Source organism: Raoultibacter timonensis, assembly GCF_022845715.1.
Classification (GTDB): domain Bacteria; phylum Actinomycetota; class Coriobacteriia; order Coriobacteriales; family Eggerthellaceae; genus Raoultibacter; species Raoultibacter timonensis.
On sequence record NZ_AP025564.1, the window covers coordinates 35,999 to 50,646 of the forward strand.

11 protein-coding genes are annotated in these 14,648 nt (G+C 45.1%); 8 read left to right on the top strand and 3 right to left on the bottom strand.

Annotated features, from left to right (window positions below):
* Positions 1-7 precede the first annotated feature (7 nt).
* The 4 genes from MWL89_RS00160 to MWL89_RS00175 all read left to right on the top strand — a co-directional run bounded on the left by MWL89_RS00160 (position 8) and on the right by MWL89_RS00175 (position 7,573).
* Positions 8-1,228, top strand: coding sequence for a CDP-glycerol glycerophosphotransferase family protein (locus MWL89_RS00160; RefSeq protein WP_279611941.1), 1,221 nt, complete (start codon positions 8-10; stop codon positions 1,226-1,228).
* A gap of 4 nt (positions 1,229-1,232) precedes the next feature.
* Positions 1,233-2,465, top strand: a complete 1,233-nt coding sequence (locus MWL89_RS00165) for a CDP-glycerol glycerophosphotransferase family protein (RefSeq protein WP_244387478.1) — start codon at positions 1,233-1,235, stop codon at positions 2,463-2,465.
* Positions 2,452-5,154 (top strand): bifunctional glycosyltransferase/CDP-glycerol:glycerophosphate glycerophosphotransferase, encoded by a 2,703-nt coding sequence (locus MWL89_RS00170; protein WP_244387480.1) that lies wholly within the window; start codon positions 2,452-2,454, stop codon positions 5,152-5,154. The genes MWL89_RS00165 and MWL89_RS00170 overlap by 14 nt, the downstream gene beginning before the upstream one ends.
* 88 nt (positions 5,155-5,242) lie before the next feature.
* The gene (locus MWL89_RS00175; protein ID WP_244387482.1) at positions 5,243-7,573 is read left to right on the top strand and encodes a glycosyltransferase; all 2,331 of its coding nucleotides are present in this window, start codon (positions 5,243-5,245) and stop codon (positions 7,571-7,573) included.
* Between the two features lie 32 nt (positions 7,574-7,605).
* Here MWL89_RS00175 and MWL89_RS00180 read toward each other — a convergent pair whose 3' ends face one another.
* Entirely contained in the window at positions 7,606-8,703 is a 1,098-nt protein-coding gene (locus MWL89_RS00180) for a glycosyltransferase family 2 protein (RefSeq protein WP_244387484.1), read from the bottom strand.
* Positions 8,704-8,854: 151 nt separating this feature from the next.
* Here MWL89_RS00180 and MWL89_RS00185 point away from each other — a divergent pair, with 151 nt between their 5' ends.
* Positions 8,855-9,433 (top strand): GNAT family N-acetyltransferase, encoded by a 579-nt coding sequence (locus MWL89_RS00185; RefSeq protein WP_244387486.1) that lies wholly within the window; start codon positions 8,855-8,857, stop codon positions 9,431-9,433.
* 2 nt (positions 9,434-9,435) lie between these two features.
* Positions 9,436-10,569: a DegT/DnrJ/EryC1/StrS family aminotransferase gene (locus MWL89_RS00190; RefSeq protein ID WP_244387488.1), complete on the top strand. Its 1,134-nt coding sequence runs from the start codon at positions 9,436-9,438 to the stop codon at positions 10,567-10,569.
* 96 nt (positions 10,570-10,665) lie between these two features.
* Here MWL89_RS00190 and MWL89_RS00195 read toward each other — a convergent pair whose 3' ends face one another.
* Complete coding sequence (locus tag MWL89_RS00195) at positions 10,666-11,796, bottom strand: glycosyltransferase (protein ID WP_244387490.1); 1,131 nt, start codon at positions 11,794-11,796, stop codon at positions 10,666-10,668.
* A gap of 27 nt (positions 11,797-11,823) precedes the next feature.
* Positions 11,824-13,038 (bottom strand): glycosyltransferase family 2 protein, encoded by a 1,215-nt coding sequence (locus MWL89_RS00200; protein ID WP_244387492.1) that lies wholly within the window; start codon positions 13,036-13,038, stop codon positions 11,824-11,826.
* 85 nt (positions 13,039-13,123) lie between these two features.
* On the opposite strand from MWL89_RS00200, the gene MWL89_RS00205 reads away from it, so the two are divergent.
* Together MWL89_RS00205 and MWL89_RS00210 are read left to right on the top strand one after the other, a co-directional pair.
* The gene (locus MWL89_RS00205) at positions 13,124-13,531 is read left to right on the top strand and encodes a sugar 3,4-ketoisomerase (protein WP_244387494.1); all 408 of its coding nucleotides are present in this window, start codon (positions 13,124-13,126) and stop codon (positions 13,529-13,531) included.
* A 9-nt stretch (positions 13,532-13,540) separates the two neighbouring features.
* The gene (locus MWL89_RS00210) at positions 13,541-14,641 is read left to right on the top strand and encodes a DegT/DnrJ/EryC1/StrS family aminotransferase (RefSeq protein WP_244387496.1); all 1,101 of its coding nucleotides are present in this window, start codon (positions 13,541-13,543) and stop codon (positions 14,639-14,641) included.
* The last annotated feature ends 7 nt before the right edge of the window (positions 14,642-14,648 follow it).

Here is a 14,648-nt window from a genome sequence, read left to right on the forward strand (position 1 = left end):
TGTTTGAATGCGAAATGCTGCTAAGCGAGTTTTTGTTGTATGCGCGCGGTTCGTTTTTAACGTGCTGTACAGGTTTTTCTGCCTTTTTTCTCGCAAAGATGAGATCTTGTTTGCTTCTCGACAAGCAAATACTCCGTCGCATGATTATCTTGCTTTAGGATGCGAGTTCGCAAAAAGAGGCTACACGCCTGTTTATTTGAATCAAAAACTATCAAAGAAAACAGCTTTCAAATATGCGGTCCATGTCATTTTGGAGATCTACCATCTTGCCCGCTGCAGAGCGTGCTTTCTCGATAGATATGATCCCGTAGTAGGTTTTATAAAATTTAAGAGTACTAGCGAGGAGCTCGATTTGCCTTTGTCGGACTCGCCCTTTTTTCACAATAGTTTTCCTGTTGAGCCTGTGGTCGTGCAAATTTGGCATGCTTTCGGAGCTTTTAAAAAATTTGGCTATCAATCCCATGATACTTCCGAAGGGCATTCTCTTTTTGAGCTTGATCTATACAGAGTACATGCGAACTACTCTTGGATATTATGCTCGGGCGAAGGTTGCAGATCCGTTTATGCAGAAGCGTTTGGATACCCAAAAAGTAGAGTAGCATTGCTTCATAGACCAGAATATGATGAATTGAGGATGCTTCGGCAGGAAGAAAAACTCAGCGTCCTCCCGAGCAAAAACATTCTAAAAAGTATCAAACCCGAAAGTGGCGACGCATCGGATCGTCCAACTGTCCTTTTCGCGCCGACGCTAAGAAAAGAAAAAACGGCGAGACATCCCTTTAGAGAACTGTATCAGGGAGACGAATGGAGGTACCTTAATAAACTCGCTTTGGTTGAATGGTCTTTCCATCCGCTAGAAGCTCTTGGTGTTGCTTCGGGGGGAGCAGAGGAGCTTCTTCAAAGAGCTTCTATCGTGGTAACCGATTATTCGTCGATTGTTTATGAGGCATTTCTTCTTGGGAAAAAGGTATTGTTTTATACTCCCGATATAGATCAGTATCGTCTTTCTCCGGGATTGAACACTGATCCGATGGCTGAATGCCCGCAGCTTGTTTTTCTAAATAAAAAAGAGCTGCTAAAGTATATTGACGCATTGTTATGCGGTCTAAGCGTATATCCAGAAGAATCCTTATCCAGGTTTGCAAAAGGGGCAATAGCCGAGTACGAAGGCAATGCGACTGAGCGATTGGTCGATGCTGCTATCCGGTGGATTGCGGAGAAGGAATGAGCATATGAGTGAAAACAATGTAGGCGAACAGGGCAAAAACGTTGCATCTTGTTGTAGAAACGCGATCAGATCGATAGTAAAAGATGTAATTCTTGGAATCATACTGCCCTTTGTCTATTTCTGTGCCGCAAAAAGGTCACTTGCGTGTAATAAAGTGGTGTTCCTGGAATCGAAGCAAGAGAAAATGCCCGACAGTTTTGAGACCCTTTATTGTGCGCTTGAGGAGTGCGGGGATTATAACCTTCTCTATATATCGCTAGGACAGCATCGCGTGCCGAGGTTTACGTATTTCGTTCACTGCGTGCATGCATTAAGGGAAATAGCAACAGCGGAATATGTGTTTTTAAATGACGCTTCGGATGTGATTAGCTGTGTGAACTTAAGGGATCAAACCAAGGTAGTGCAGCTGTGGCACGCGTGTGGCGCTTTTAAGAAATGGGGAATGAGTACAGCTGATCTTAAATTTGGAGGTACGAGAGAGCAGATTCTCAGACACCCGTTTTATAAGAACTTGTCGCTGGTTACCGTAAGCAGCCCCGAAGTTGTTTGGGCTTATGCGGAGGCTATGGGGCTCGAGAAGCAGCGCGACATAATCAAGCCACTTGGTGTCAGTCGTACAGACGTCTTTTTTTCTGAAGCCTTTATATTGAGGGCGCGGGCGCATGTGCAGGATTTGTTTCCTCAAACTAAGAATAAAAAAGTAATCCTTTACGCGCCTACTTTCAGAGGGCGAGTGTCGAAGGCATCTGGCCCGGATAGATTGGATATAGATGGGCTGCGCAAAACCTTAAGCAAGGATTACGTCCTTCTGATTAAGCATCATCCTTTCGTCCGGGATCATCCAGCGGTGCCGAAGGATTGCGATGGGTTCGCTTTTGATGTTTCTGGAGCAATTGAAATAGAGGATCTCCTGTGCGTCGCGGACGTTTGCATTACCGACTACTCATCTATTGTGTTCGAATACTCTTTGTTTGAGCGCCCGATGCTCTTCTTTGCTTACGACAAAGGCGACTATGATGATTGGAGAGGCTTTTACTACAATTACGAAGAATTTGTTCCTGGGCCTGTTTTTGAAAACAACGAGGATCTGATCGAGTACCTTATGCATTTAGATGAGCGATATGATGGTGAAAAAGTAACAAAATTTAGGCAACGTTTCATGTCTTCTTGTGATGGACACGCTACTGATCGAATAGTTCGCGAAGTGTTTGGGACGGATAAAAATGGCTTCTCTTAAAAGTGAAATCTCTATGAGTGTAGTGATTCCGGTTTACAACAAGGCGGATCGTTTGGAAGAATGTGTCGAGTCTGTCCTTGGACAAACAGGGAACAAAGCATCGTTTGAGATAATTCTTGTTGACGATGGCTCGACTGATAGTAGCTTATCGCTCTGCCGCAACATGGCTGAAAGGCATTCACGCATTCGGTTGATCTCGCAAACAAACCAAGGGGTATCTGCTGCAAGAAATGCGGGAATGAAGGCCGCAGTAGGTAGATACATTATGTTTCTTGATGCGGATGATTCGATTTCTCCAGGCACTATACAAAGCCTTGTTTCTGTGTTCGAAAAATGCGAACAAGACGCTGATCTTGTTACCTACCCTCTTCAGTATTTTAACCCCTATACCGGGAGCAGAAAATCCCATAAACGAGAGACATGGTTTGATGGGGATGGAGTTTACGATCTAGAGAAGTATCCGTATGTGGCGCAGACAACGATGAATGTTTGCATTAGAAACGAGCAGGATCCAGATGCTGCGGTGTTTGCTTATGGCATGAAAATGGGAGAGGACCAGCTTTTTATTACCGAAAAGCTTAAAGGCAAGGCAAAGATAGGCTATTGCTCGAAAGCCGAGTACATATATACAAAGGATGGAAGTAACGCTTCCAGGCAAGGAAACAATCCTTTATACGCTTTTGACGATATGATTACGCTGTATCAATCGCTGCTCGATATAGCTCAAGAAAACCCTGCAATGAAGGAATATGCATACCAATTGATTTTATACAACATAGATTGGCGTTTGCGAGGTGATCTCTTATTCCCAACATTTTGTACAGGAGATGAAAGGAGCGGAAAAGAGCAGCAACTAGCTTCAATTCTCAAACGGATACCGATGCTCTCGTATGCTAGATCACCATACCTTAGTGAATATCATAAGGGTTATTTGCTTAACAGATACATCCTGTCTAAAGAAGAGGTTTCAGTCTCGTATGGTTGTGAGAGAACTACGGTATCGATAAACAAGAAGTATTGGGAAACGGATAAACCAAAAATCACAATTACTCATTGCCTAGAATCGGCGGGACATCTATTAATGCGAGGCCACTTCGATTGCCCAGCGTTTATCCTTGACTCACAGCCGATCCTTTTCCTTTGCTTCGGGGAAAAAAGGGTTGAGGTTTTGCTCGGCTCTTCATCCTTTGAATACAACGAAGCAAAGGTCAAAACGGCAAAAAGCTATAATTTTGCATTAGAGATACCAGCCGAGCCTGACCGTCATCCGATTAGTTATTGGTTTGTCGCAGAAGTGTCGCGTCGGCCGATTGAAAGGATCGATGTAGCTTTAACCCTAAAGCGCCATAATGCTTTCGTTGTTGACGGTACCGCGCTATTCCGAAAATGTATGCTTCAAGTATCTGGCGATAACTTGATAATCCATCGGAAACGAATAGCGTCAACCGCTTTGCTGTTTGCAAAGAAGGCTATGGAAGACCGGAGTTTTCTCGTAAAGCGTCTGCTTGTTTCGATGCTTATGATGAGACGCGGAAAGCAACGCGTATGGCTATATGTTGATTTGCCGGCGTCCCCAACAAAGGGCAATGCTCTGATCCAATTTCTTCATGATATTGAAAAAGATGACGGAATCGAAAGATACTATATAAGCAACTGCGGAGAGCAGCTGGAAAAAGAACACCCTGTCCTTCTAGGGCATGTTGTAAAATGCGAAACAGTTGAGCACGTTTTTCTTTCCCTAAAGGCAGAAATAATCTTCGCTTCATATGTAGAAAGCTTCACATATCGGCCAATGAGTCAATCAACATACGACGGTCTTGGAGACTATGCTGGGAAGCAGGAGCTAATTTACTTGCAGCACGGAGTTCTTCATGCGCGAATGCCGTGGTATATTTCGTACGATAGGCTGTTGTTTGATAAAATTGTGATCTCAACTCAGCTCGAAGCAACTAATCTGACTCATCGGTATTGCTTTCCTGATTCATCAATTATTTATTCTGGTATGCCGCGGTTCGATATGATTTCTGTCGAAAATATCCGACCAAAGAAAAAAATTCTGTTTGCTCCTTCTTGGAGAGCCTATCTTGTTGCGGGAAAGGCATCTCGAAGAACAGCTGTGGATGACTTGCTGATCTCTTCTTCATTTTACCGCGGGGTAAAGACATTTATTACGAGGCTCATCGAGGAACGGCTTCTAGAAAAATGGGGATTTTCACTTGAAATCAAGCTTCATCCAAATTTTTCTTGCTATAAACATCTGTTTGTATTTGATAACGATAACGTCAGCTTGTCCTCAGAGCAGATTTTAGAGAGCGACTATGCTGTTGTGATAACAGATTACTCTTCATACGCATTTGATTTCGTATATGCAGGATGTGACATTTTGTACTTTATTCCGGACTATAAGGAATTTAAAGCAGGCTTAAACCAATACTCAGAATTGGATTTTTCACTCGATAAGAATGAAGGATTCGGGCCGCTGTCCACTAACGCTGAAGATGCCATCACGGAGTTGGCTCTTGTTCTTAGCAGAACAGAGAATGACGATATAGAACAGACTGTTTATCAAAAGCGGTGTCAAAAGTTCTTTTTTCATCATGATGGGAAAAATTCTGATAGATTGTACGAAGCTTCGCAAGCATTAGCGAATGGGGATGATTCTGGTTCTTTTTACCAGGAAGTTAAGTAAAAATCGATTTCCAGGCAAGGTGAGAGCGCGTAGTCTGTTTGATAGTATAGTAGCATGATGCTATATATCGTTGGTGCGAGGGGACGTTATGCCTAAAATATCGATAATCATTCCTGCTCATAACAATGAAGGCACTTTGAATCGGAGTCTGGATAGTGTTCTTTCCCAGACATTTGCGGATTTTGAGGCAATTGTTGTTGACGATGCTAGCACGGATCGTACGTACGAGATTGCGAAAGAGGTTTCTTGTCTCGATGATCGTGTGAGCTGTATACACCTTGAAGAAAATGTCCACGGAGCGCTTGCTCGAAAATGCGGAGTACAAAAAGCACTAGGCGAATATATAATGTTTCTCGATGCCGATGATGAGCTTGATCAGGATGCTTTCGAAATATTGCATAGGGAAATGAGCGCAAAACCTGTAGACGTGTTGCACTTTGGCGTTACGGTTAAGCCGGCTCGAATGCATGAAGCTCAAGTTGTCGATTCTACAGAACGATTTCTGGCTCCCTGCAAAGAAATTCTGTGTGGGCAGGAGGTTTACGAAGCGTGTTTTACCGAAAGAAAGTACAACTGGAATTTGGTAAACAAGATGTTTTCTGCAAGCGTCTGCCGAAAAGGGTTCGAGCATGTCAGGGCGATAGGCGTTCATCGAGGAGACGATCTTTACTCTTACGCGGGGATTGCTTACTACGCGCAATCGTATCGAGGGTTGTCTAACCGTAATCTCTATATATATAACTTTGGAGATGGGCAGGATGGGTCGTCGATTGTAGATTTCGAAAGGTACAAAGAATTAAGCGATTCGTATAAGGCGGTAGAAGGAGTGCGCGCATTTCTCGATGAGCAGAACGCTCCCGATTTGTACTATAAGGGACTCGACGGGATAGAGCGAGCACTGATGGATAATTGCGCCAATCAGTGTAGGCATATGCTATCGCGCAAGGATACGGCACGTGCATTCGATCTATCTTGCAGTAAGTGGGGAGGCTGGCAGGCGGTAGCATCATTTGCGCGTGCATATTGGGAGGATCAAGGATCGTTCCCTTCTATGATAAGCGAGTCATCCCTTTTTGCGGCGCAGCCTGTCAAGGCAAAGCGTATAGCAGCATATTATCATGCATATTATGGGGGTGGCGCTGAAGGTGTAATGCGTTCTTTGGCGAAAAAATGGGTTTCGATGGGATATAGCGTAATCCTTTTGGTTGATAAGGAGACAGAACACGATGCTGAAAACTATATAGAAGGAGTCGACGTAATTAAGATCCCGTCGATTTTTGAGCTAGACCCGGCCCATTATTTCGTGCGAGCGGAGGCGCTGTACCGAATCCTTCTTGAAAGAGAAATCGATACGATCGTTTACCACGGATGGCTAAACCACTCGCTTTTATGGGACATGCTTGTTGCAAAATTGCTCGAGATCAGATTTGTTGTCCACTGTCACGGAGTTTTCTCTCATTGTGTCAACTTTCTAGATACACGATTTGCGGAAATGCCGAAAGTGTACAGCCTTGCCGATGCCATCGTTACTCTAAATGCGCCAGATAGTATGTTTTGGGGTGCATATAACAAAAACGTGTTTCAGACAGAAAACCCTATTTCGATAGTGGCAAAAAATGGGCACGCCACCAGTTTATCTATGGAAAAGGTAGTTTTATGGATGGGGCGGATTTCGCCAGAAAAGCATCCTGAAGAAGCTTTGTTTACGTTTTTCCATGTACATAATGAAGATCCAGAGGCTCGTTTTATATTAGCGGGGGCAGCCGCAAACGAGCAGTACGGCGCTAAAATCAGGGCTCTCTCTGATGACCTGGGGCTTACGGGTTTTGTTGAGTTTCCGGGCTGGCTGGATGGCGAAGAAAAAGCAAGCTGTCTTCGCCGCGCCCGAGTATTTTTGATGACGTCTGAAGCAAGAGAGGGATACCCTCTTACGCTGGTCGAGAGCAAGGTGTTCGGTCTTCCTTGTATAATGTATGAACTTCCTTATTTATCGCTTGTTGATGGAGACTGTGGTGTGGTATCGGTTCCCTTTGGAAGGGCAGAGGTTGCGGCTCGGGAAGTGGCTGCAGTGTTATGCGATGACGATCGAGCAAAAGCTATGAGCGAGAAGGCGAAGAAAAGTCTCGCTCGCATTGCGAATTTTGATTTCGTCGATCTATGGAACAAAGTCTTTTCGACTTCAAGGGGCGAGCCGGCTACGGATGGGGGCAATCTGCGTCTTATGCTTGATACCCTTCTCGAAGCATACACCCGAGGCACTCATGAAAAAATTGCTGCACTACGGAAGTCAAACGACTATCTACGGAAAAGAAATAAAGCTTTGGAGGAGAAGAACAAAAAATTCAGTCAATCGAATTCATGGATGGTGGGTCGGGCCATAACCTGGTTGCCAAGGAAAATTGCAAAATTGTTCCGATAGGAAATCTTGGCGCATGCATTCGATGCCTTTCTCTACTGCAAGAAGAGCTTTCTGAGTCTTCTTCCCAGGGAGGCGTTCTCGTTTTGCTTGTTAATTTTCTCTAAGAGGCTGGTATGGGTTTTGTATTGCTGCTCAAGCCAATCCTTTCCTACCTGTAATTCTTGTGTCCAATCGTTGAGTTCTTGATATGCGTGAGCCATTTTTTTGTTGACTAGTAGAGAAAGAGGCGCGTTACTCGCCAGCCTATCCAAAATAGGCGCAAGTATCGACTCTCCTGATTCTTTATCGCGTGGGATGGTTAAAAAGTCAGCGATAATTTGTGCTTGCTCGTCAAGAGAAAAGTAGTTTTCAAGATATGGCATAATCTCAAACTCATATACTTTTACCATATCGGAATGGTATAGTTTTTTTAGTGGCGTAGACTTTAATGAGGTTGATATGCCGCCATCTCGGTGGTCGAGGGTTTCCTTTCCGACAAATTTCATTCTATAGCCGGATCGCGATATTTTAAGAAAGAATGGCCAGTCTTCAATAAGGTTCATTCTTTTGTCAAGTGGGCAATATTCAGCATATCGGTCTCTTATGAAAGCCGATGCGCCCATAGGAATTCTACACCCTCTCGACAATACAAGTCGTCGATAAAGCTGCTCTGACGAGAGGGAGCCCAGCTCTGCGCACTCGCTGAAAGACGGCAACCATTTATCGCGAGTTTTGTCTCGCTGGAGCTTTTGGTTGCATGGGAAAAACTTGCCAAAAACGCCTAGTGTATCGGGGAAGGTTTGCTCGAGCGCCTCGGCAAAATAAGAAAGGGTTTGCGGACTGTGTAGGGCGTCGTCGGCCGCAAAATGCGTAATGTATTGGCCCGTGCAAAGAGCATCGCCGTCATTGTGATTTGCTGTAGTTCCTAGGTTTTTGGAATGCGTGATCACTTTATAGGAAAAAAGGTTGGATTGAGCTTTTGCTTCGATATATTTAGCAACCTCATTCTCGTCAAAATTGGGAGAGGCGTCGTCGGTAAAGACTAACTGAATATTTGGATAATCTTGTTCGAGAACGGAGTCTATTGCATCGCGCCAATAAAGTGGTTGCTTGTAATGAACAATGGAAACGGAAAACAAACAGTTATTCATTGACTATCATTCCTCTCGACGGCATCCCGTTCTTCCATTATATGATGATCTGATAGGATGGGTTGTGGGAGGCGCTCGGCAACATGCAAGACGCATGCGCGAGTTATCCCCTTGGCTGCTCGGTCTCTTTTGACGGAACTTCTTCTTTGACATGGGTGCTGTGATATTATGGAGAAAAAGAGCAAGGCGTGAACGGGAGATTCTTATGCGGCATCAATATCAGGCTTCGTATGGGTCGGTTTGTTTGCGGCCTCTTGCCGAACAGGATGTGGAGGCACTGCGTATTTTACGGAATAAGAATAAGCAATTCTTTTACTCTGATACCGAAATAACGCAGGAGCAGCAGGAACAGTGGTTTAAGCGGTATCTTACGAAAAAAAACGACATTATGTTTGCGGTGTATGCGCAAATCGAGAATACAGATATGTTTGCAGGTGCGACGGCGCTATATAATATGAGTGATACGCGATGCGAATTCGGGCGGTTCATTATTGATGATTCATTTAGGGGAAGGGGCCTGGGGCGTGACGCGTTAGTCGCTACAATGGGAATTGCTTTTGGCCAATTGAAGATGAAATCAATGCATCTTAGCGTTTTAGAGTGTAACTGCCGAGCTTTGGATCTGTACGAAAGGCTGGGATTCACTGTAATCGGTAGAGAAGATATAGACGGCAAGAGGGCGCTGGTTCTTAATGCTGTCGCAAGCGAGTTTTTATCAAGGAGAGTGTAATAATGGGACAGCAAGTGTTTCTTCCGAAATTTCACATAGAAGAATGCCTAGAAGCTGTACGGGAATGTCTCGAAAAAGGATGGACGGGTCTTGGCTATAAAACAGTTGAGTTCGAAGAGGCATGGAAGAAATACACCGGTCATACCAACGCGCATTTCTTGAATTCAAATACCGCAGGACTTTATCTTGCTGTTGAAATCTTGAAAGAAAAGTATGGATGGGCTGACGGCGATGAAATTATCTCGACACCCATCACGTTTGTGTCGACCAATCATGCAATTCTTCACCAGAACATGAAAGTCAAGTTTGCTGACGTGGACGAGTTTCTTTGCCTTGACCCGGCCGACGTGGAGAAGAAAATTACCGAGAAAACTCGCGCGGTAATGTTTGTAGGTTATGGTGGGCGATTCGGTAGGCTTGATGAGATAATTGCCATATGCGAAAAGTACAATCTTAAACTAATTCTCGACGCAGCTCATATGAGCGGAACGCGGGTAAATGGAGTGTTCCCAGGAACCCTAAACGGTATCGACGTGACCGTGTATTCCTTTCAGGCTGTCAAAAACCTGCCAACGGCTGACAGCGGCATGATTTGCTTTGCTGATTCGGAGCTTGATTCAATATGCCGAAAGTATTCATGGCTCGGTATTAACAAAGATACATACGAACGAACTTCTTCGACCGGAAACTATAAATGGCGCTACGATGTTGATTACCTGGGTTACAAATACCACGGTAACTCCATCATGGCTGCTTTGGCGTTGACGCAGCTGAAATACCTCGACTCAGACAACGCGCGTCGACGGGAGATGGTCAAGATCTATGATGAATGTCTTGCGAGTAATAATAAAATACATATTATTCCAGCTACGTACGAAGACGAATGCTCCTTTCATATTTATGAAATAGCTGTCGATAACAGAGACGCGTTGATGAATTTCCTTGCAGAAAATGAGGTGTTTACGGGTGTCCACTATAGAGACAATACGGAATATGGAATGTATTCGTATGGGCAGGGAACGTGTCCACGCGCTCATGAGATATCCAAGCACATTGTTACTCTCCCGCTACACCTTGGATTGAGCGACGATGAGGTGAGGGGCATAGCAAAGTTGGTTAACGATTTTGTTGGATAGCGATTTCAGCCTGAGCCTGTGCTGGGCGAAAGGAGTTTTACGAGAAGGGGCTCGCTTTCGGCGAGTCCCTTCTCGTAAGTAGCGTCACTCTTCTTATTATTTTGTTTTCGGTATTTTGATGGGGCGAGTGAGGCCTCTAGCAATTTTCCGTGGCAAGGAGGTTTTCATCCTCTTGATCTCGTTTTGAAGAACCTGGTTTTGTTCGGTTAAGATGTAATACTGCTTTTCGAGCCAGTCTTTCCCCTCTTGAAGTTCTCCGATCCAATTGTTCATTGATCGCGTATCGGATAACAGTTTTTTGCACACCCGAAACATCATATCTGGATCTATGCTGACCGACGCAAGCTTCTCTGAGTTCGAAACGGCATCAATTCTGTTAATGAGGGTGAGATAGGTGCATATGATGCTCGTTTGTTCTTTGTCGTCGAAACGGTTGCATACGAAAGGGATGATCGATGTTTCGTAAACGCTAACCAAGTCTTGAAGGTATGATTTCCTGAATTCGTCGGCATCTTCTGATTGGGATATTCCGCCCGCTCGATACATTAAAACATCGATGTCGGCAAATAGCATACGATGGCCGTTTCTGGTTATGTTCAAGAAGAAAGGCCAGTCTTCAATGAATTTCATGCGAGTATCAAGGGGATGGAAGGCACTGTATCTCTCGCGAATAAAGGCAGATGCACCCATGGGAATTCTGCTGCCATGCTTAAACACCAGGTGGCGATATTGTTCGTCTGCAGTCATTTCGCTAATGGCGATCCGCTCTTCTTCGGACGGGAGATTTACTTTTGGTTTAGCTATGGGTGCAAGCTCTCTGTCGCATGGGATGATTCTACCAAATACGCCAAGTGCGTCGTCCGGAATGGCCTTCAAGGCCGAGGCGTAGGCTGATAGCACCGATTTACTTGCGAAGGCATCGTCAGCCGCAAAATGAGTTACATACTGCCCGATGCATGCTTCATCGCCGAGGTTATGATTGCGTACCGTTCCAATATTTTCTTTGTGTGCGATCACGGTGTAAGAAACAAGATTATCTAGCTTGTTGTTTTCGATGAATTGTTCAACTTCTGTCTTATCGAAACCAGGGGAGGCATCGTCTGAGAAAACCAATTGTATAGCAGGATAATCCTGCGTAAGAACAGAGGACACTGCATCGCGCCAGAAATCAGGCTGATTAAAATGAACGATCGAAACAGAGAAAACGTTGTTTGGTTGAAAATCCATGAATATACTCCTGTAGTGCGTTCAGTGCTATCGTGCTCCACGAGCAATTTTCTTGATTGCTCGTGGAACGCTGGTTATCGCACGACCGATTTTCCATAATGAAGAATCTTTTATCGCTTGAACGTCTTTCGCTGCTTTTCTTGCGTTGTTTCTAAGTTCGCTATTCTCGGTCGTTAGTTTGCGATATTGGTCTTCGAGCCAGTCTTTTCCTTCTTGAAGCTGTTGAATCCAGTCAGTTTGGGCTTTGCTGCTCGCGGAAGCGTTGTTTAGACAATTGCTTCGGTATAAGTTGGTCATATTTGCAATGACAAGTGCTGCGGTGTGTTTGTCTTGGGCGATTGCGGTTGAGGCAGCGATCAGATCGGTTTCGCTGGGAGCCGTCCTTTGGATCGAGGAGTATGTTTCAAATATCTTCACGCGCTCTTCCGGGGAGAAATATTCGTTGATGAAGGGAAATATTTCGTAAGCGTATACTTTTGCTCGGTCAGAAAGATACTTTTTTTTCAAAGGCGTTAGTTCGGTCGATGTGGATATTCCGCCTCTCCTGTAAAGAATGGCATCGACATTGGCGAAAGACATAGTGTGCCCTTCGCGAGTTATCTTAAGAAAGAAAGGCCAGTCGCCGATGTAGCTGACGCGCGTATCAAGGGGAAGGTATCGGCGATAGTCGGCGAACCTAAAGGCGGAAGAACCCCAAGGCAGGCGGCAGTTTCCTTTGATGACAAGATAACGGTACAGATTACGTGGAGTCATGCTGTGCATCTCGACCATTTCGTCGATAGAGAAATAGTTCTGTACATAGTTGCTTGTGTCTGGCAGAATGCGAAGCTTTTCATCACAGGCAATTCTTTTTCCGAAAACCCCAAGAGCGCTTTTGGGTGCTGATTCAATTGCCTTAGCGTAATCGGATAAAACATGATTGGTTGCGAATGCGTCATCTCCTTCAAGATGGGTGACGTAGTAACCGGTGCATGCGGCATCTGCATCGTTGAGGTTTTTCATTGTGCCAATGTTTTCCTCATGCTCGATTACGGTATAAGAGACGAGGTTTTTGCCTCGGCTGCTCTCGATGAATTCTTCTACTTCTGACTTGCTAAAGCCCGGTGAGCCATCATCGGAGAAAACTAGATCTATGGCAGGATAATCTTGAGCGAGGACTGAAGAGACTGCTTCGCGCCAATAGTCTGGTTGATTGTATGATATTAACGAGACCGAGAAAATGCGTTCGGTTTTGTTGTCCATGCGTTCTCCTTACAATAAAGCGATGACTTCTAATTATGCTACAATTTGGTGACGGCTTCAGAGATAATTAACGAAAGAATAGTCAATGGTAAAAAACGTGAGAATCCTTGAATTTCCCTGCTATTTGGACAGATTTGGTTCTTTGGTGGCCATTGAGGCATGCGACACTATCCCGTTTGATGTCAAAAGAGTTTACTACATATTTGGTGTAGAAGATGGAGTGAGAAGGGGTTTTCACTCGCACGAGGCTCTTGAGCAGGTTCTTGTGTGCGTGCACGGAAGCGTCACGATTTTGTTGGATGACGGTAGCGAGAGGGAAGAAATCGTTTTAGACGATCCGACAAAAGGACTTTATTTAGGGCATATGGTATGGAGGGAAATGTTTGATTTTTCGTCTGATGCTGTTCTTTTGGTTATGGCGAGCGAGCATTATGATACTTCTGATTATATAAGAGATTATAAGGTATTTTGCCGCCAGACTCAGAGGCGGTAGGGGAGGTAGATGGTGCATAGCGAACAGATCCCGTTTGCGTCGCTTGATGGCATGCACGGCGAGATTCGCGAGGAAATGCTCGATGCTTTTCTTCGGGTTTATGATCGAGGTCAATTCATTCTTGGTGATGAGTGTAAGCACTTTGAGCGGGAGTTTGCGGATTACTGCGGCAGTTCTTTTGCAGTTGGTGTGGCCTCGGGCCTCGATGCCCTGACCCTTGCGTTGCGAGCACTGAACGTTTCTTCTGGTGATGAGGTCATTGTGCCGTCGAACACTTTTGTTGCGACGGCGCTTGCCGTTAGCGCGGTGGGTGGAAGGGTGGTTCTAGTTGATCCTGATCCAAAGACATTGAACATGACCTGTCAGGGGTTCAGGTCGGCAATAACCAAATCGACGAAAGCAGTTATTCCTGTCCACTTGTACGGTCAGGCTGCTGAGATTGCAGAAATTGCGCGCGTGGCCAAAGAGCGGGGGATCGCCGTGGTTGAGGATTGTGCGCAGGCTCATGGAGCTACGTATGACGGGAAGCACGTTGGAACGTTCGGAGACGCCGGATGCTTCTCGTTTTATCCAGGGAAAAATTTGGGTGCGTTGGGCGACGGCGGCGCGGTAATAACGAACGATCGGCTCTTAGGCGAAAAGATTCGAGAGTTGGCCAATTATGGGAGTGTCGAGAAGTATCACCATAATGTAAAAGGGACAAATAGCCGACTCGACGAATTGCAAGCGGCTTTTTTAAGGATAAAGCTTCCCCATTTAAATGGGTATTGCGAGGATAGAACCAGGGTTGCTCAGCGGTATCTGGCAGAAATTAAAAATGAGAAAGTTATCTTGCCTACCATTGGAAGTCGAAGAAATCATGTTTGGCATATCTTCTCAATTTTTTGCGAGGCACGTGATGAGTTACGATCGCACTTGGAAAAAAGAGGCATCGGGATTAATTGCCACTATCCAATAGCCATTGCCAACCAGAGGGCTTATGAGAAAGACGGGCTCCCGCAACTGCCGCTCGCTAACCAAATTGCTGCAAGAGAACTCAGTTTACCGCTATACGTTGGAATGACGGAAGAGGCGATTACAACGGTTGTCGAAGCCGTCAACGCGTTTTGATAATGAA

Coding starts and splice junctions, on each gene's coding strand:
- MWL89_RS00195 (WP_244387490.1), bottom strand. CDS start 11,796: ATGGATTTTCAACCAAACAACGTTTTCTCTGTTTCGATCGTTCATTTT.
- MWL89_RS00165 (WP_244387478.1), top strand. CDS start 1,233: ATGAGTGAAAACAATGTAGGCGAACAGGGCAAAAACGTTGCATCTTGT.
- MWL89_RS00175 (WP_244387482.1), top strand. CDS start 5,243: ATGCCTAAAATATCGATAATCATTCCTGCTCATAACAATGAAGGCACT.
- MWL89_RS00160 (WP_279611941.1), top strand. CDS start 8: ATGCGAAATGCTGCTAAGCGAGTTTTTGTTGTATGCGCGCGGTTCGTT.
- MWL89_RS00190 (WP_244387488.1), top strand. CDS start 9,436: ATGGGACAGCAAGTGTTTCTTCCGAAATTTCACATAGAAGAATGCCTA.
- MWL89_RS00210 (WP_244387496.1), top strand. CDS start 13,541: ATGGTGCATAGCGAACAGATCCCGTTTGCGTCGCTTGATGGCATGCAC.
- MWL89_RS00180 (WP_244387484.1), bottom strand. CDS start 8,703: ATGAATAACTGTTTGTTTTCCGTTTCCATTGTTCATTACAAGCAACCA.
- MWL89_RS00205 (WP_244387494.1), top strand. CDS start 13,124: ATGGTAAAAAACGTGAGAATCCTTGAATTTCCCTGCTATTTGGACAGA.
- MWL89_RS00185 (WP_244387486.1), top strand. CDS start 8,855: ATGGGTGCTGTGATATTATGGAGAAAAAGAGCAAGGCGTGAACGGGAG.
- MWL89_RS00170 (WP_244387480.1), top strand. CDS start 2,452: ATGGCTTCTCTTAAAAGTGAAATCTCTATGAGTGTAGTGATTCCGGTT.
- MWL89_RS00200 (WP_244387492.1), bottom strand. CDS start 13,038: ATGGACAACAAAACCGAACGCATTTTCTCGGTCTCGTTAATATCATAC.